At 74.4% G+C, this 16,400-nt stretch carries 16 protein-coding genes; 6 read left to right on the forward strand and 10 right to left on the reverse strand.

Going from position 1 to position 16,400, the window contains the following annotated elements; translation table 11 throughout:
* Positions 1-2 precede the first annotated feature (2 nt).
* Positions 3-677, reverse strand: coding sequence for a dienelactone hydrolase family protein (locus tag BM142_RS01655; RefSeq protein ID WP_092195013.1), 675 nt, complete (start codon positions 675-677; stop codon positions 3-5).
* 12 nt (positions 678-689) lie between these two features.
* Positions 690-1,076: a DUF2267 domain-containing protein gene (locus BM142_RS01660; protein ID WP_092195014.1), complete on the reverse strand. Its 387-nt coding sequence runs from the start codon at positions 1,074-1,076 to the stop codon at positions 690-692.
* A 264-nt stretch (positions 1,077-1,340) separates the two neighbouring features.
* Between BM142_RS01660 and BM142_RS01665 the strand changes: the two genes are divergently transcribed.
* Both BM142_RS01665 and BM142_RS01670 read left to right on the forward strand, forming a co-directional pair.
* Positions 1,341-2,417, forward strand: coding sequence for an adenosine deaminase (locus BM142_RS01665; protein ID WP_092195015.1), 1,077 nt, complete (start codon positions 1,341-1,343; stop codon positions 2,415-2,417).
* Between the two features lie 242 nt (positions 2,418-2,659).
* The gene (locus tag BM142_RS01670; RefSeq protein ID WP_092195016.1) at positions 2,660-4,162 is read left to right on the forward strand and encodes a DEAD/DEAH box helicase; all 1,503 of its coding nucleotides are present in this window, start codon (positions 2,660-2,662) and stop codon (positions 4,160-4,162) included.
* A 96-nt stretch (positions 4,163-4,258) separates the two neighbouring features.
* Here BM142_RS01670 and BM142_RS01675 read toward each other — a convergent pair whose 3' ends face one another.
* From BM142_RS01675 to deoC, 4 genes are all read right to left on the reverse strand, one after another.
* Complete coding sequence (locus BM142_RS01675; RefSeq protein WP_092195017.1) at positions 4,259-5,578, reverse strand: hypothetical protein; 1,320 nt, start codon at positions 5,576-5,578, stop codon at positions 4,259-4,261.
* A gap of 68 nt (positions 5,579-5,646) precedes the next feature.
* The gene (locus BM142_RS01680; RefSeq protein WP_092195018.1) at positions 5,647-6,516 is read right to left on the reverse strand and encodes an aldehyde dehydrogenase family protein; all 870 of its coding nucleotides are present in this window, start codon (positions 6,514-6,516) and stop codon (positions 5,647-5,649) included.
* Positions 6,516-7,964 carry an aldehyde dehydrogenase family protein gene (locus BM142_RS01685; RefSeq protein ID WP_092195019.1) on the reverse strand — a complete coding sequence of 483 codons (1,449 nt, stop codon included), beginning with the start codon at positions 7,962-7,964 and terminating at the stop codon, positions 6,516-6,518. Before BM142_RS01685 ends, BM142_RS01680 begins: the two co-directional genes overlap by 1 nt.
* Before the next feature lie 5 nt (positions 7,965-7,969).
* The gene (gene deoC, locus BM142_RS01690; protein WP_217640518.1) at positions 7,970-8,965 is read right to left on the reverse strand and encodes a deoxyribose-phosphate aldolase; all 996 of its coding nucleotides are present in this window, start codon (positions 8,963-8,965) and stop codon (positions 7,970-7,972) included.
* A gap of 204 nt (positions 8,966-9,169) precedes the next feature.
* On the opposite strand from deoC, the gene BM142_RS01695 reads away from it, so the two are divergent.
* The 4 genes from BM142_RS01695 to BM142_RS01710 all read left to right on the forward strand — a co-directional run bounded on the left by BM142_RS01695 (position 9,170) and on the right by BM142_RS01710 (position 12,431).
* Positions 9,170-10,381, forward strand: coding sequence for an HNH endonuclease (locus tag BM142_RS01695; RefSeq protein WP_139228733.1), 1,212 nt, complete (start codon positions 9,170-9,172; stop codon positions 10,379-10,381).
* A 102-nt stretch (positions 10,382-10,483) separates the two neighbouring features.
* On the forward strand, positions 10,484-11,107 hold the full coding sequence (gene upp, locus BM142_RS01700) for a uracil phosphoribosyltransferase (protein ID WP_092195020.1): 624 nt from the start codon (positions 10,484-10,486) through the stop codon (positions 11,105-11,107).
* Between the two features lie 2 nt (positions 11,108-11,109).
* The gene (locus tag BM142_RS01705; RefSeq protein WP_092195021.1) at positions 11,110-12,000 is read left to right on the forward strand and encodes a Gfo/Idh/MocA family protein; all 891 of its coding nucleotides are present in this window, start codon (positions 11,110-11,112) and stop codon (positions 11,998-12,000) included.
* Entirely contained in the window at positions 11,997-12,431 is a 435-nt protein-coding gene (locus tag BM142_RS01710) for a DUF805 domain-containing protein (protein ID WP_092195022.1), read from the forward strand. Before BM142_RS01705 ends, BM142_RS01710 begins: the two co-directional genes overlap by 4 nt.
* Positions 12,432-12,438: 7 nt before the next feature.
* On the opposite strand, the gene BM142_RS01715 is transcribed toward BM142_RS01710, so the two are convergent.
* The 4 genes from BM142_RS01715 to BM142_RS01730 all read right to left on the reverse strand — a co-directional run bounded on the left by BM142_RS01715 (position 12,439) and on the right by BM142_RS01730 (position 16,358).
* Positions 12,439-13,008, reverse strand: coding sequence for a dihydrofolate reductase family protein (locus BM142_RS01715; RefSeq protein ID WP_092195023.1), 570 nt, complete (start codon positions 13,006-13,008; stop codon positions 12,439-12,441).
* 61 nt (positions 13,009-13,069) lie between these two features.
* Positions 13,070-14,692, reverse strand: a complete 1,623-nt coding sequence (locus tag BM142_RS01720) for a phospho-sugar mutase (protein ID WP_092195024.1) — start codon at positions 14,690-14,692, stop codon at positions 13,070-13,072.
* Positions 14,689-15,552 carry an NAD-dependent epimerase/dehydratase family protein gene (locus BM142_RS01725; RefSeq protein ID WP_092195025.1) on the reverse strand — a complete coding sequence of 288 codons (864 nt, stop codon included), beginning with the start codon at positions 15,550-15,552 and terminating at the stop codon, positions 14,689-14,691. Before BM142_RS01725 ends, BM142_RS01720 begins: the two co-directional genes overlap by 4 nt.
* Positions 15,549-16,358: a purine-nucleoside phosphorylase gene (locus BM142_RS01730; protein WP_092195026.1), complete on the reverse strand. Its 810-nt coding sequence runs from the start codon at positions 16,356-16,358 to the stop codon at positions 15,549-15,551. Before BM142_RS01730 ends, BM142_RS01725 begins: the two co-directional genes overlap by 4 nt.
* Between the last annotated feature and the right edge of the window lie 42 nt (positions 16,359-16,400).

The following is a 16,400-nucleotide window of genomic DNA, read 5'->3' on the forward strand; positions in this document are numbered from 1 at the left end:
GCTCACCCCGGCGGCGGTCCGGGCGCGGGGGGCAGCCACCGCAGCAGCCAGGCGGCGGCCAGGTCGACCACCTGCTCCAGCGCACCCGGCTCCGCGAAGAGGTGCCCGGCGCCGGGCACGACGGCCAGCTCCCGCTCGGTCGTCAGCCGTCCGGCGGCCTGCCGGTTGAGGTCCAGCACCTCCCGGTCGGCACCGCCGACGATCAGCAGCGTGGGGGCCCGGACCCGGTCGAGGGCGTCGCCGGCGAGGTCCGGCCGCCCACCACGCGAGACGACGGCGCGGACCCGGTCCGGCCGGTCCGCCGCGGTGATCAGCGCCGCGGCCGCCCCGGTGCTCGCGCCGAACGTGGCCACCGGCAGGCCCGGTTCACCGTCCGGCCCGCCCAGCCAGTCCGCGGCCCCGGTCAGCCGTGCGGCCAGGAGCGGGATGTCGAACCGGAGCCGGCGCGCGGCGGCGTCGGCCCGTTCCTCGCCCTCGGTCAGCAGGTCCAGCAGCAGCGTGCCCAGACCTGCGGCCCGCAGCCCGGCCGCCACCTGCTGGTTGCGCGGGCTGTGCCGGCCGCTGCCGCTGCCGTGGGCGAAGAGGACGACGCCCCGCGGCTCCTCGGGCAGCGAGAGGTCGCCGGCGAGCTCGGCCCCCGGCACGGGGATCGGCGAGGAACGCCGGACGGCCGCCATCGCGCACTCCCGTCAGTGCTGCGCGTTCTCCGTGTGCACCAGATCGGCGTAGTCCTGCGGCAGCTGGGACAGCAGGTGGCGGTACTCCGCGCCGACGGCCTCGCGCAGTGCCGCCGTCACCGCCCGCGCGTGCTGGCGGGCCTGCTCCGGGGTGCAGCCGGCGCCCTCCTCGGCAGCCACCCGCCGGTAGAACTCGTCCAGGTCGAACCGCTCGACCCCGGCGTCGTCCGGCAGGCAGGTCGCGTACTCCGGCGGCAGCTGCGCCGCCAGGTCACGGGCCTCGGTGGACAGTCGCTGCCCGAGCACGGTCAGCGTGGCGCGGACGGCACGGTCCGCGTGGTCGTGGGTGTCGATGCGCGCCGACTGCTGCACCGCGGCGGCGATCTCGTGGGCCTGCATCTGATCTCCTCCCTCGGTATCCGTCCGGGGCACCACGGGCGGTGCGCCCGGGAGGTCGGCGCCGGACGCGGAACACGGCGACCGGCGGCACCCGAGGACCTACCCGGTCGCTCCGCGGCGATGCCCGTCCGGGGGGATTCGTGCCGGATCGCGTCCCTTCCGCCGGCGGCCCGTCACCGGGTGCCGTTCCGTCCGGCGGGACCGCGAGGACACCGCGATGCCGGCACCGCGATGCCGACAGCGGCGATGACATAGCGTCGTCGTGTGCCGCTCCCGCTGACCGCCGAGTCGATCCGCCGCGCCCCCAAGGTCCTCCTGCACGACCACCTGGACGGCGGCCTGCGGCCGCAGACGGTGCTCGAGCTGGCCGACGAGGGCGGCTACCGCGACCTGCCCGCGACCGATGCCGGCGAGCTGGCCCGGTGGTTCCGGCGGGCGGCGGACTCCGGCTCGCTGGTGCAGTACCTGGAGACGTTCGCGCACACCGTCGGCGTGATGCAGCGGCCCGAGGCCGTCCACCGGGTCGCGCGCGAGTGCGCCCTCGACCTGGCCGCCGACGGGGTGGTGTACGCCGAGGTGCGGTTCGCCCCGGAGCTCTCGACCGCCGGTGGCATGGCGATCGACGAGGTCGTGGAGGCCATGGTCGACGGCTTCGCGGTGGGCGGCCGCGAGGCGGCGGAGGCGGGGACGCCGATCCGCGTCGGAGCCCTGCTCTGCGCCATGCGGCAGGCCGACCGCTGGGAGGAGGTGGCCGGCCTGGTCGTCCGCTTCCGCGACGCCGGGGTGGTCGGGTTCGACCTGGCCGGGCCCGAGATCGGCTTCCCCCCGGACCGCGTCCCCTCGGCCATCGGCGTCCTCGACGGCGCCCGCGCGCACCGGACGATCCACGCCGGTGAGGCCGCCGGGATCGACAGCATCCGGACCGCCCTGGACGGCGCGCACGCCGAACGCCTGGGTCACGGGGTCCGCATCGCCGACGAGGTCCCCGCGGACGGCCCGCTCGGCCCGCTGGCGCAGCGGGTGCTCGACGAGCAGGTGACCCTGGAGGTCGCGCCGTCGTCGAACGTGCAGACCGGCGCCTACCCCTCGCTCGCCGAGCACCCGGTGGACCGGCTGCACCGGCTGGGCTTCGCCGTCACCCTCAACACCGATAACCGGTTGATGAGCGGGGTGTCGGCCACCAGCGAGGTGGCGGCCGTCGCGCGCACGTTCGGCTGGTCCTGGGACGACGTCCAGACGGTCACCGAGCGTGCCGTGGCCGGTGCCTTCCTGGACGACGGGGAGCGCGCCCGCCTGCTCACCGACGTCGTCCGCCCGGGCTACACGGTCCTCCGCTCCTGACGGAGGGTGACCGTGGACACCCCGTGCTGGGGAATCGTCCGGCGGGCCCCGCTGCTAACCTGGGCAGACCGGCACAACGCCGGTCATCCTCCCGGACGGTTGGTCCGGGCATGAGCGCATCCGTGCAGATCACGCGTTCCATCCCTGGGCGCATCCGATCGCCAAGTGAGGACGCCGGTACCTGACGGTGCTCCTCCTCTTTCACGGGACGCGCTCCGAGCTGTATCGGAGCCCCACCCCGCATGACGTTGGTCCACCCTGTCTCGTTCGAGTCGAACGCTGTTCAGAACACTGCTGTCCAGAAGACTTCTGAGAACGCCCCCGTCGAGACCCCCGCGGGTCCGACCTTCCACGAGCTGGGCCTGCCCCAGCCGCTGGTGACCGCCCTCGAGCGGCGCGGCATCCACCGCCCGTTCGCCATCCAGACCTCCGCCCTGCCGGACGCCCTCGCCGGGCGTGACGTGCTCGGCAAGGCCGCCACCGGCTCCGGCAAGACGCTGGCCTTCGGTCTGCCGCTGCTGGCCCGCGTGGGCCGGGAGGTCAAGAACGGCCGCCGCGCGCCGCGCGGGCTGGTCCTGGTGCCGACCCGTGAGCTGGCCCAGCAGGTGCACGACGCCCTGGCGCCCCTCGGCCAGGCCAGTGGCGTCCAGCTCGTCGCCGTCTACGGCGGCGCGCCGATGTACCGCCAGATCCAGCAGCTGCGCCGTGGCGTGGACGTCATCATCGCCACCCCGGGCCGGCTGCAGGACCTGATCAGCCAGGGCGAGGCCACCCTCGCCGAGGTCGTCGTCACCGTGCTGGACGAGGCCGACTTCATGGCCGACCTGGGCTTCCTCCCGGTCGTCAAGGAGCTGCTCGACCAGACCGACCGCAACGCCCAGCGGCTGCTGTTCTCGGCCACGCTGGACGGCGAGGTCGACTCGCTGGTCCGCCGCTACCTCAAGGACCCGGCGCGGCACGAGGTCAAGCGGGCCGGCGACGACGCCCCGCCGGCCGAGCACCTGGCCTTCAGCCTGGCCTTCCGCGACAAGCTGCAGGTGGCCACCGAGCTCGCCGGCCGCCCCGGCCGGACGATCGTCTTCGCCCGCACCCAGCTGGGCGTGGACCGGCTGGCCGAGAACCTGAAGGCCGCCGGCATCAAGGCCGAGGCGATCCACGGCGGGCTGCCCCAGTCCGCGCGCAAGCGGGCCCTCGAGGAGTTCACCGACGCCCGGTCCCCGGTGCTGGTGGCCACGGACGTCGCGGCCCGCGGCATCCACGTGGACGACGTCTCGCTGGTCCTGCACTACGACCCGCCGACGGACGCCAAGACCTACCTGCACCGGTCCGGCCGCACCGCCCGCGCCGGTGCCGCCGGTGTCGTCGTCTCGCTGCTGCTGCCCGACCAGGTCGGGCAGGCCAAGCGCCGCTTCCGCACCGCCAAGGTCGACCCGTCCGTCGACCGGATCCGCCCGGGCGACCAGGCGATCCTCGACCTGGTGGCCAAGGGCATCCCCGTGGAGCCCAAGGAGCGCACCCAGCGCGACATGCGCCGCGGCGGTGGCGGCCCCGGCGGGCGTCCGCGTCGCGACGGCGACCGCCCCACCGGCGGGCACCGCGGCGGCCCGCGCCGCTCGTTCGGCGACAAGCCGCGGCCGGCCGGTGAGCGCTCCGGGGGCTCGTACGGCGAGCGCTCCTCCGGCGGTTCGTACGGCGGCGGGCGTTCCGGTGGCCGGCCGAGCCGGCCGTCGCGCTACAGCAACTAGCAGTCCCAGCACGAAACTGAGCGGCCGGCCCCGGGGTTCTCCCGGGGCCGGCCGTTCTGTTCGTCCGCGCCCCCGCGCACTGGCGGGGGAGGGTCCCTACCCGCGGAAGACGAGGGCCCCGCTGACCTGGGTGACGACCTCGTCCCACTCGGTCCGCAGGGTGGCGGCGTCCTCGGCGCGGAGGGTCGCCCGCGGGTCGGCCTCGCCGCGGGCGACGGCCCTGCCCAGCGGCGCGGTGGGGGCGAGCAGCTCGTCGACGCGGCGCAGGCCGGCGTACTCGGCCAGGTCGCGGACGCCCTCGACCGGCTGGGCGAAGGCCTGGTGGTCGACCAGCCCGGCGGCGCCGTCGGCGACCTCGGCGAGCGCCTCGGTGAGCTCGGTCAGGTCGTAGCGGTCCTGGTCGGACGGCAGCGGCGGGACGTCGGTCTCGGCCACCTCCGGCCAGGACGCGATCTCGGTGAGGTCGTGGTCCTCGGTGCCCCGGCAGAAGCGGCTGAGGTCGGCCGGGGTGTCGAACACGAACACCTCGCCGTCGCGGCCCAGGAAGCGGGCGACGTCCTCGACGTAGCAGCGCAGGGTCACCCCGGCGCCCTCGGGGACCACGATCTCGACCGGCAGGATGCCGACGGCCTCCCAGAACGCCGCGGCCTTCGCCACCTCGCCCGGCGGGGCGTCGATCCGGCCGCCGCGGGCGATGGTGCGGACGGGTGCGACGGCGGTCGCACCCGTGGGCCGCTCGTCTGCCCCGGTGTCGTCCTCGTCGTCCTCGTCGGTGTCGGACGCCGAGGGGTAGTCCTCCAGCGTGGCCGAGCCGGCGCCGGTCCAGTCGAAGTGCTCGTCGAGCTCGGCCACGACGTCCTCCCACAGGTCGTCGAGGACGCTCCCGACGCCGACCCACGCGTCCTCGCCGGAGCGGCCGACGAAGGCGTCCACCCCGAGCCCCAGGGAGCCGATCTCGGGCTTGGCGGCGAGCTCGGCGACGGCCTCGAACTGGGTCTCGTCGTCGTCCTCGTCGTCCTCACCACCGGTGTCGAGGCACTCGGCGAGCCGGCTGACCATGTCGACGGTCGCGGCCAGCTCCTCGACGGCCCACCGGTCCGGGTTCTCCGCGGCGATGTCGTAGACGCCGTCGAGGTCGAAGCGGTGGTCGTCGTCCGGCGTCAGGTCGGCGGCGCCGAGTCCGGCCACCACCGGCCACACCGGATGGTCGGCGAGGTCGTGGTCGGTGCTGCGCCGGCAGAACGTCGCCAGCGCGGCCGGGGTCGGGAAGAGGTGCACCCGCGTGGTGTCGTCCTCGGTGGTGCCGAGGAACGCCTGCCACTCCTCGCCGTCCTCCTCCCACGGCGGAGCCCACAGCGTGTAGCCGGTTCGGTCGTCGAGGGTGAGTGCGATCGGGACGATGCTGGGCCTGGCCACGGCCCCATCCTGCCCGGTCCACCTGGGAGCGCGCGCCCGGGTTCCGGGGCTACACGCCGGTCGGGCCGTCACACGCCGATCGGATGCCACACCGTCTTGGTCTCGAGGAACGGCGTCATCCGGGACAGGCCCGGGTCGGCGGTCCAGTCCGGCTCGGTGGCCGGGGGACGCAGCACGCGCTTGACGGTGCCGGCGGCCTCCCGCTCGAACTCCATGGCCCGGCCCGCGGGCGCCCCCGTCAGGTCGATGGCGTCGACGTCGGCGTGCTCGGCCAGCCAGGTGCCGAGCTCCTCGGCGTCGCCGGTGAGCAGGTTGACCACGCCGCCCGGGACGTCGCTGGTGGCGAGCACCTCGGCGAGGGTGATCGCCGGCAGCGGCCGCTCCTTCGACGTCACGACGACGGCGGTGCTGCCCGTGGCGAGCACCGGCGCGAGGACGCTGACGAGGCCGAGCAGCGAGGACTGCTGCGGCGCGAGGACGGCGACGACGCCGGTCGGCTCCGGCATCGAGAAGTCGAAGTACGGCCCGGCGACGGGGTTGGCCCCGCCGAGGACGGCGGCCAGCTTGTCGGTCCAGCCGGCGTACCAGACCCAGCGGTCGATGGCGGCGTCGACGGCGGCCCGCGCCTTGGAGGAGGACAGCCCCTCGCTCTGCGCCACCTCCTCGCAGAACTGGACGTGCCGGCCCTCCATCACCTCGGCCACCCGGTAGAGCACCTGGCCGCGGTTGTAGGCGGTCGTGCCCGACCACTTCCGGAACGCGGCGCGGGCGGCGACGACGGCGTCGCGGGCGTCCTTGCGGGAGGCCCGGGCGGCGTTGGCGAGGAAGTGGCCCTTGGCGTCGGTGACCTCGTAGGTGCGGCCGGACTCCGAGCGCGGGAAGGCGCCGTTGACGTAGAGCTTGTAGGTCTTCCGGACGGCGAGACGGTCGGAACTCATCAGGCGTCGTGCCCCTTCAGGTACGCGGCGAGCCCGTGGCGGCCGCCCTCGCGGCCGTAGCCGGACTGCTTGTAGCCGCCGAACGGCGAGGTGGGGTCGAACTTGTTGAACGTGTTGGCCCAGATCACGCCGGCCCGCAGCTGGTTCGCGATCTTGAGGATCCGCGAGCCCTTCTCCGTCCAGATGCCGGCCGAGAGCCCGTAGGTGGTGTTGTTCGCCTTCGCGACGGCCTCGTCCGGGGTGCGGAACGTGAGCACGGAGAGCACCGGGCCGAAGACCTCGTCCCGGGCGATGCGGTGGGCGGGGGAGACGTTCGTGAAGACCGTCGGCGGGAACCAGAACCCGCGCTCGGGCAGGTCGCAGGCGGGCTGCCAGCGCTCGGCGCCCTCTGCCTCGCCGATGTCGGACAGCTCCCGGATGCGGGCGAGCTGCTCGGCGGAGTTGATCGCCCCGATGTCGGTGTTCTTGTCCAGCGGGTCGCCGACCCGCAGGGTGCCGATCCGCCGCTGCAGCGAGGCGATGACCTCGTCGTGGATCGACTCCTGCACCAGCAGCCGGGAGCCGGCGCAGCACACGTGGCCCTGGTTGAAGAAGATGCCCTGCACGATGCCCTCGACGGCCTGGTCGATCGGTGCGTCGTCGAAGACGATGTTGGCCGCCTTGCCGCCGAGCTCCAGCGTGACCTTCTTGCGGGTGCCGGCGACGGCGCGGGCGATGGACTTGCCGACCTCCGTGGAGCCGGTGAAGGCCACCTTGTCGACGTCGCCGTGCTCGACCACCGCGCGCCCCGTCTCGCCGGCGCCGGTCACGATGTTCACCACGCCGGGGGGCAGGTCGGCCCGGCGGCAGACCTCGGCGAACAGCAGCGCGGTCAGCGGGGTGGTCTCGGCCGGCTTGAGGACGACGGTGTTGCCCGTCGCCAGCGCCGGCGCGACCTTCCAGGCGAGCATCAGCAGCGGGAAGTTCCAGGGGATGACCTGTCCGGCCACGCCGAGGGGCCGCGGGGCGGGGCCGAGGCCCGCGTGGTCGAGCTTGTCCGCCCAGCCCGCGTGGTAGAAGAAGTGCGCGGCGGCCAGGGGGACGTCGACGTCGCGGGACTCCCGGATCGGCTTGCCGTTGTCCAGGGACTCCAGGACGGCGAACTCCCGCGCCCGCTCCTGCAGCAGGCGGGCGATGCGGAACAGGTACTTGCCGCGGTCGGCCGGGCGCATCGGGCCCCAGACCTTGTCGAACGCCCGGCGGGCGGCCCGCACGGCGCGGTCGACGTCGGCCTCGCTCGCCGTGGCGACCTCGGTGAGGACCTCCTCGGTGGCCGGGTTGACCGACTTCAGCGGCTCGCCGGTGCCGTCGACGAACTCGCCGTCGACGAACAGGCCGTAGGACGGCGCGATGTCGACGATGGACCGCGACTCGGGCGCGGGGGCGTACTCGAAAACGCTGCTGCTCATGCGGGTCAGTCCACCGTGACGTAGTCGGGGCCGGAGTAGTGGCCGGTGCGCAGCTTCTGGCGCTGCAGCAGGAGGTCGTTGAGCAGGCTGGAGGCGCCGAAGCGGAACCAGTCGGGGTCGAGCCAGTCCGCGCCGACGGTCTCGTTGATCAGCACCAGGTGCTTGATCGCGTCCTTGGTCGTCCGGATGCCGCCGGCGGGCTTGAAGCCGATCTGCCGGCCGGTGGCGGCGCGGAAGTCGCGGACCGCCTCGAGCATCACGAGGGAGACCGGGAGGGTGGCGGCCGGGTTCACCTTGCCGGTGGAGGTCTTGATGAAGTCGCCGCCGGCGAGCATTGCGATCCACGAGGCACGGCGGACGTTGTCCAGCGTGACCAGCTCACCGGTCTCGAGGATGACCTTCAGGTGGGCATCTCCGCACGCCTCCTTGACCGCGACGATCTCCTCGTAGACGTCGAGGTAGCGGCCGGACAGGAACGCACCGCGGTCGATGACCATGTCGATCTCGTCGGCGCCGTTGGCCACGGCGTCCTGCACGTCGGCGATCTTCACCGCGCGGGAGGCCCGGCCGCTGGGGAAGGCGGTGGCGACGGCGGCGACGTGGATGCCGCTGTCGCCGAGCGCCTCGCGGGCGACGCCGGCGAGGTCGCCGTAGACGCAGACGGCCGCGACGTGCGGGCAGGCCGGGTCGCCGGGGTCGGGACGGCGGGCCTTGGCGGCCAGCGAGCGGACCTTGCCGGGGGTGTCGGCGCCCTCGAGCGTGGTCAGGTCGACCATCGAGATCGCGGTGTCGATGGCCCAGGCCTTCGAGGTGGTCTTGATCGACCGGGTGCCCAGCATGGCGACGCGGGACTCCGCGCCCACCTGGTCGACGCCCGGCAGGCCGTGCAGGAAGGCGCGGAACGCCGAGTCGGAGCGCGTCACGTCGTCGTACGGCGGGAGCGGCGCCATCAACGCGCGCCCGTCGTCGGGCAGCGCGTCGGGGTCGAGCACGTGGGTCATGCAGGCCATTGTCCCCTGCGCCGGCCGGGGATCCGAACGTGCAGCCTCGATGGGGTGGGACTCGAGCGGGCGGGCTCTCCGGGGCGCCGTGTCAAGGCCCTTCGGTGATCTGTGGACAAGCCCTTGACCTGCGGATTCGCCTCGTGGGCAGGTTCGGATCGCGGTAGAATTCGAACACATGATCGAACGAAGAGGAGGGGTGTCGTGCCCGGGCTGCTGCGCTCCTTCCTGGACCTCCTGGACGCCGATGCGCTGGAGGGCCTCGTCACCGACGACCAGGTGCTGGACCGGACGGCGGTGCTGGTCGCGGTGCGCAACGCGGCGGACGCCGAGCTGACCCGCACCGTGCGCAAGGCCGAGAACATGCAGGCCCCCGAGCGCGACGGGACGAGGTCCATGCGGTCCTGGCTGCGCGGGCACGTGCGGCTCTCGGCCAGGGAGGCAGCCCGCATCGTCCGTAACGGGCGAGCGCTGGAGCAGTTCCCGGCGGTGGCGAAGGCGTTCGCCGAAGGTGCGGTGACCGCCGAGCAGGTCGCGGTGATCGCCCCGGCCGCGGCGGTGGACGTCCTGGCGGAGGCAGTCGGGCAGGGCATCGACGTGTCAGCCGTCGACGAGCTCCTCGCGGAGGTCGCGACGACACAGGAGCACGCCGTGCTCGGAACGGTCGTGCAGCACTTCCTCGCCCGGCTGGACCCCGACGGCTCGGAGCCCGACCCGACGGAGCGGCGTGCGGTGTCCATCTCCCGGCACGCCGACGGCAGCGTGAGCGGCCGGTTCGAGCTCGACGCCGTCGGCGGGGAGAAGTTCTGCAGCGTGCTGGAGTCGATGGTGCAGGCCGACCGGCCGGCCGGTGACCTGCGAACCCGTTCCCGGCAGCTGGGCGACGCCCTCGTGCAGTGGGCGGACAACACCCTTGCTGCGGGGCAGCTGCCGATCCTGCGGACCGTCAAGCCGCACGTGATCGTCACCATCCCGCTGGCGGACCTGGTGGATCTCGCCGCCCTCCCGGGCGCCGGATCGACCGGGTTCGGCGCGGAGATCTCCGCCGCGCGGGCCCGGATGCTGGCCTGCGACGGCAACGTCACCCGGATCGTCATCGGCCCCGAAGGGCAGCCGCTGGAGGCGGGACGCACGAAACGGGTGTTCCCGCCGCACCTGCGCCGGGCCGTGGACGTCCGAGACCACCACTGCGTGTTCGCCGGCTGCAGCGCCCCCAGCCACTGGTGCGATGTCCACCACCTCGTCCACTGGGCCCACGGCGGAGAGACCGACGTGGACAACGCAGCTCTCCTGTGCGAACGGCACCACACCAAGGTGCACCACGGGTTCCGGGTGGAGCGGCAACCCGACGGCCGATGGCGCACCTGGCGCCCCGACGGCACCGAGATCCTGCTCGGCTCAGCGCTCCTCGCCTGAGCGCCGCCGACTCGTCGGCTGCTCGTGCCGGGCGGGTCCGTCGTCCTGCACGATCCCGGCTGCCCCGATGCTGCGGGCCCGCCTGCCGATACGGTGTGCCGCGTGCAGCTCACCGTCGTCGATCACCCGTTGGCCCGTGCCCGCCTGAGCAGGATGCGCGACGAGCGGACGGACAACGCCATGTTCCGGGCCGCCCTGCGCGAGCTCACCCAGATGCTGGTCTACGAGGCCACCCGCGACCTGACGATCGCCGAGGAGCCGATCCAGACCCCGGTCACCGGGACCACCGGCTTCCGGCTGGCGGCACCGCCGCTGATCGTCCCGGTCCTGCGGGCGGGCCTCGGCATGGCCGACACCGCGCACGGGATGCTGCCGGAGTCCCAGATGGGCTTCGTCGGCCTGGCCCGCAACGAGGAGACCTTCCAGCCCGAGGCGTACATGGCCTCGCTACCGGAGTCGCTGGTCGACCGGCAGGTCTTCGTCCTCGACCCGATGCTGGCCACCGGCGGCTCGCTGGTGCACTGCTGCGGGCTGCTCACCGCCCGCGGCGCCACCTCCATCACCGTCCTCTGCGCGCTGGCCGCGCCGGAGGGGATCCGCCGGCTGGAGGAGAGCGGCCTGCCGCTGCGCGTCTTCACCGCCAGCGTGGACGAGGGGCTCAACGACAAGGCCTACATCGTCCCGGGGCTGGGCGACGCGGGCGACCGCCAGTTCGGCGCGGTCTGACCGTGCGCTTCGGCGTCCTCGGCACCGGCTTCTGGGCCAAGGAGATCCATGCCGCGGCGCTGGCCGCGCACCCGGCGGCCGAGCTGGTCGGCGTGTGGGGGCGCGACGGCGCCAAGGCGAAGGCGGTCGGCGCGGAGTTCGACGTGCCCGGGTTCGCCGACGTCGACCAGCTCCTGGACCAGGTGGACGCCGTCACCATCGCACTGCCCCCGGACGTCCAGGCCCCGCTGGCCGAGCGGGCCGCCGCGGCGGGCAAGCACCTGCTGCTGGAGAAGCCGATCGCCCTCGACGTCGCCGGCGCGGACCGGGTCGTCGCCGCCGTCCGGGACGCCGGTGTCGCCTCGGTCGTCTTCTTCACCTTCCGGTTCCGCCCGGCCACGGCGACCTGGCTCGATCAGGCTGCCCGGACGACCCTGGCCGGCGGGCACGGCTCGTGGCTGTCGTCGCTCGCGGGCTCCCCGTTCGACTCCTCGCCCTGGCGCAAGGACCGCGGGGCGCTGTGGGACATCGGCCCGCACGCGCTCTCCCTGCTCGTCCCCGCGCTCGGTCCGGTGGTCTCGGTGCAGGCCGGTGCCGGGCTCGGGGACACCGTCCACCTGGTGCTCACCCACCGGTCCGGCGTCGCCTCGACGGTCACGGTGTCGCACACGGTGGCGCCGATGTCGGTGGGCAACGAGTTCTTCGTCCACGGGGACGCCGGGCGGCTGGTGCTGCTGCCCGAGGAGGGGGTGGCGCGCGAGGCCTTCGCGGTCGCCGTCGACGAGCTGGTGCAGGCTGCGGTAGCGGGCGGCACCCACCCCTGCGACGTCGGCTTCGGCCGGGACGTCGTCGCCGTGCTGGCCGCCGCCGCACGGGCGCTGGACTCCGGCTGCCGGGAGCCGGTCGGGGCATGACCGTCGGGACGTCGAGGGGCGCCGCGCACGGTCTCCTGGACTGGTACCTGCCCACCGGCAGGCGCCGCCGCGGTGAGCTGTGGCTGGGCTACGTGCTCGTCCTGGTGCTGATCTTCCTGCTCGCGCAGGTCGCCGACTCGATCTGGTTCGCCTCGTCGTCGGTCCGGCTGGTCCGCCACGACGACGCGGACCTGATGGACCTGCTCTGGGTCACGCCGGAGGGGGGCGGCCCGGTCACGCTGCTCGCGGTGCTGCTGCTCGCGGTGCCGAACGTGGCGGCGATCGTCTGCCGGCTGCACGACCGCGGGCACTCCGCCTGGTGGCTCGCGTGGAACCTGCTGCCCGGCATCGGCACGCTGGTCCTGTTCGTCACGGTCGGCCTGCTCGGCTCGGACCCGCGGCCCAACCGGTACGGCCCACCGAGGAGCTGACCGGTGCTCAGCCCGGGCGCACGCGTTCGTGGCGCAGCAGGACGACGCCGTTGCCGAAGGCGCGGCTCTCCACCAGCCGCAGGTCGCGGGGGACGTCGGCCGGGTCGAACAGCCGCCGGCCGCGGCCGAGCAGGACCGGGTTGACGAAGAGTCGGTACTCGTCGATCAGGTCGTGCTGCCGGAATGCGTCGATCAGCTTCGCGCCCCCGATGGTCATGTCACCGCCCGGCTGCTGCTGCAGGGACCGGATCGCCTCCGGGTCGACCTCGCGGTGCACCTCGGTACGGGGGCCGGTCGGCGCCAGCGTGCGGGAGAACACGATCCTGGGTATCCGCCGGTAGATGCCGGCGAACTCGCCCATCGGCGCCGGCACCTCGGGGTCGTCGTCCGCCGTGGGCCAGAACTCGTCCATCAGCTCGAAGGTGACCCGCCCGAAGAGGAACGCGCTCGTGGTCGCCAGGTACTCGTTGAAGTACCGGTGCAGGTCGTCGTCGACCCGGTGCCAGCCGATGTCGCGGTCCGGCCCCTCGAAGAAGCCGTCGAGGGACACCGCCATGTGGACGACGATCTTGCGCACCGGTTCCTCCGTTCGTGGACGTCGCAGGTGTGACCGGGCGGACCGGCGGAACTGATCGGCGTCAGAGGCCGAGCGCCGCCGACATCTCCGCGCGGAGCTGGTCCAGCTCGTCCTCGCCGCGGCCGCGGGCGGCGATCAGGCCGGCGTCCTCGTGCACCGGGACGACCGTCTCCAGGTAGGCCTTGAGCTTCGGCTCGGTGCCGCTGGGCCGCACGATCACCCGCACGCCGTCGCCGAGCAGCCGCACCGCGTCGACCGGCGGCTCCTCGAGCGCCAGGTCGGCGTACCTGACCGGGCGGCCGAGCAGTGTCGCCGGCGGCCGGGCGCGCAACCGGGTCATCGCGTCGGAGATCAGCGTCAGGTCCTCGACCCGCACGGACAGCTGGCCGGTCACGAAGAGCCCGTGCTCGGCGGCCAGCTCGTCCAGCCGGTCGAGCAGCGTGCGGCCCCGGGCCTTCAGCTCGGCTGCCAGCAGGGCGACGGCCAGCGCCGCCGAGATCCCGTCCTTGTCGCGGGCCACCGACGGCGTGACCGCGTAGCCGAGCGCCTCCTCGTAGCCGTACACGAGGGGTGCCTCCGCCGACCCGGCGCGGATGATCCACTTGAAGCCGGTGGGTGTCTCCGCCGACGGCTGCCCGGCGGCCGCCGCGATCACGTGCATCAGCGAACCGCTGACCAGCGACGACGCGTACGTCCCGTGCGCCCCCCGGCGCAGCAGCCAGTCCGCCAGCAGGGCCCCGACCTCGTCACCGGTCAGCTGCCGGCCGCCGCAGACGACGGCGCAGCGGTCGGCGTCCGGGTCCTCGGCGATCGCCACGTCGGCGCCGGTCCGGTCCGCCAGCGCCTTCAGCAGATCGGTGGCGCCCGGCTCCTCCGGGTTGGGGAACGCGACCGTCCGGAAGGTCGGGTCGGGGGCGTCCTGCTCGGCGACGGTCGCCGGCTCCGCGAGCCCGGCGGCGGCGAAGACGGCCCGGGTCGTCTCCGCGCCCACGCCGTGCATGGCCGTGTAGGCGACGGTCAGCTCGCCGCGGGACGGGACCCGCGCGGGCTCCAGCGCGTCGACGACGGCGGCCACGTAGTCGGCCTGGACGTCGTCGCCCAGGGTCAGCCAGTCGTCGGACAGCGGCACCTCGCGGGCCGGGCCGACCGCCGCGATCGCCGCCTCGATCTCCCGGTCGGCCGGCGGCACGAGCTGCGCCCCGTCGGCCAGGTAGACCTTGTACCCGTTGTCGTCGGGCGGGTTGTGGCTGGCGGTCACCATGATCCCGGCCGCGCAGCCCAGGTGCCGGACGGCGAAGGACAGCACCGGCGTCGGCAGCGCCTTCGGCAGCACCTGCACGGCGAAACCGGCACCGGTCAGCACCGCGGCCGAGACGTGCGCGAACTCGTCGGACCGGCGGCGGGCGTCGTAGCCGATGACGACGCCCCCGCCGGCGTGCCCGGAGTCCGCCAGGTACCGGGCCAGACCGGCCGCGGCCCGGGTGACGACGGCGGCGTTCATCCCGGCCGGGCCGGCGCGCAGCGGACCGCGCAGCCCCGCCGTCCCGAAGGTCAGCGGACCGGCGAAGCGGCGGGCCAGCTCGGCGGCGTCGCCCGCCTCGACCAGCGCCTCGATCTCCGCCCGGTCGCCGGCGTGCGGATCGGCGTCGGCCCAGGCCCGGGCGGTGGCCAGCAGGTCGCTCACGGCCGCGTCCCGCTGCCCGGCGCGATGTCGGCCCGGGGAGCGGGCGGCCCGAAGTTCTCCGCGTCGAACTCGGCCAGCGTGTACTGACCGCCGACCCGGGAGTGCACGGGATCCGCCGGGTCGGGCTCGCCCTCGGCCTCGATGAGCGCCGCGGCGTACACCTCCGCATCGTCGGCCGGCGCGTAGCCGAGGGCGCGGGCGGCGGTGAGGTCCCACCAGTTGCGGGTGTTGGCCGAGACGCCCCACACCACGGCGTACCCGGGCGAGGGCGTCCGCAGGGCCGCGTCGACCAGGGAGACGCTGTCGGCGGGGGAGAGCCAGGTGGCCAGCATCCGGACCGTCGTCGGCTCGGGGAAGGCGCTGCCGATGCGCAGGCAGACGACGTCCATGCCGTAGCGGTCGGAGTACAGCGAGCCGAGCGCCTCCATCGTCACCTTGGCGACGCCGTAGTACGTGTCCGGCCGCGGTGGGGCATCGACCTCGCGGAGCAGTCCCGCGGCCGGGCGTGGGGTGAACCCGGTGGCGTGGTTGCTGCTGGCCAGGACGACCCGTTGCACGCCGGCCCGGCGAGCCGCCTCCAGCGTGGCGTACGTGCCTTCGATGTTCGCGTGGCTGATGGCCGGCCAGGTGGACTCGCCGACGACGCCGGCCAGGTGCACGACGGCCGAGACGCCCTGCATGGCGTCCGCCATCGCGGCCAGGTCGGTCACGTCGGCGACGACCTGCTCCTCGCCGGGGCGGACGTCGGAGATCGGGACGACGTCGAGGCTGCGCAGCGCCCAGCCGCGCTCGGGCAGCCCCCCGCGCAGCACCGTGCCGATCCGGCCGGCCGCACCGGTCAGCAGGACGGGCCCGCTCACGGGAGCCGGCCGATCAGCTCGACGAGGAACGCCCCGAGCCGGCTCGCCGCGGCCTTGCCGGCGGCGATGACCTCGTCGGCGTCCAGCTTCTCGCCGGTCACGCCGGCCGCCGCGTTGGTGACCAGCGACAGCCCGAAGACCTCCGCCCCCTCGGCGTGGGCGGCGATCGCCTCCAGCGCCGTCGACATGCCCACCAGGTCCGCTCCCAGCGTGCGCAGCATGCGGATCTCCGCCGGCGTCTCGTAGTGCGGCCCCGGCAGCGCCGCGTACACGCCCTCGGCGAGCGTCGGGTCCAGCTCGCGGGCCAGCTGCCGCAGCCGGGCGGAGTACAGGTCGGTCAGGTCGACGAAACGGGCACCCACCAGCGGCGAGCGCGCCGTCAGGTTGAGGTGGTCGGTGATGACCACCGCCTGCCCGACCTGGTGCTCGGGGGCCAGGCCGCCCGCGGCATTCGTGAGGATCACCGTCCGCGCGCCGGCGGCCACGGCGGTCCGGACGCCGTGGACGACCGGCTCCACGCCGCGCCCCTCGTAGAGGTGCGTGCGGCCGAGGAACAGCAGCACCCGCCGGTCGCCCACCCGCACCGACCGCACCTCGCCGCCGTGGCCGACCGCGGTCGGGGCGGCGAAGCCGGGCAGGTCCCCGATCGCCACCGACGCGGCGGCGGCGCCGAAGGCGTCGGCGGCGGGCGCCCAGCCGGAGCCCATGACCACCGCCACGTCGTGCGGTCCGCCGAGCGCGGCGGTGAGGTCCTGCGCCGCCGTCGCGGCGAGGGTGTGCGGATCGGTTCCGGGAGCCTGGTTCACGCACGGACGCTAACGCAGGACCGGATGCGCGGGCGGAGCGGA

It is taken from the genome of Blastococcus tunisiensis (genome assembly GCF_900112815.1).
Taxonomy (GTDB): domain Bacteria; phylum Actinomycetota; class Actinomycetes; order Mycobacteriales; family Geodermatophilaceae; genus Blastococcus_B; species Blastococcus_B tunisiensis.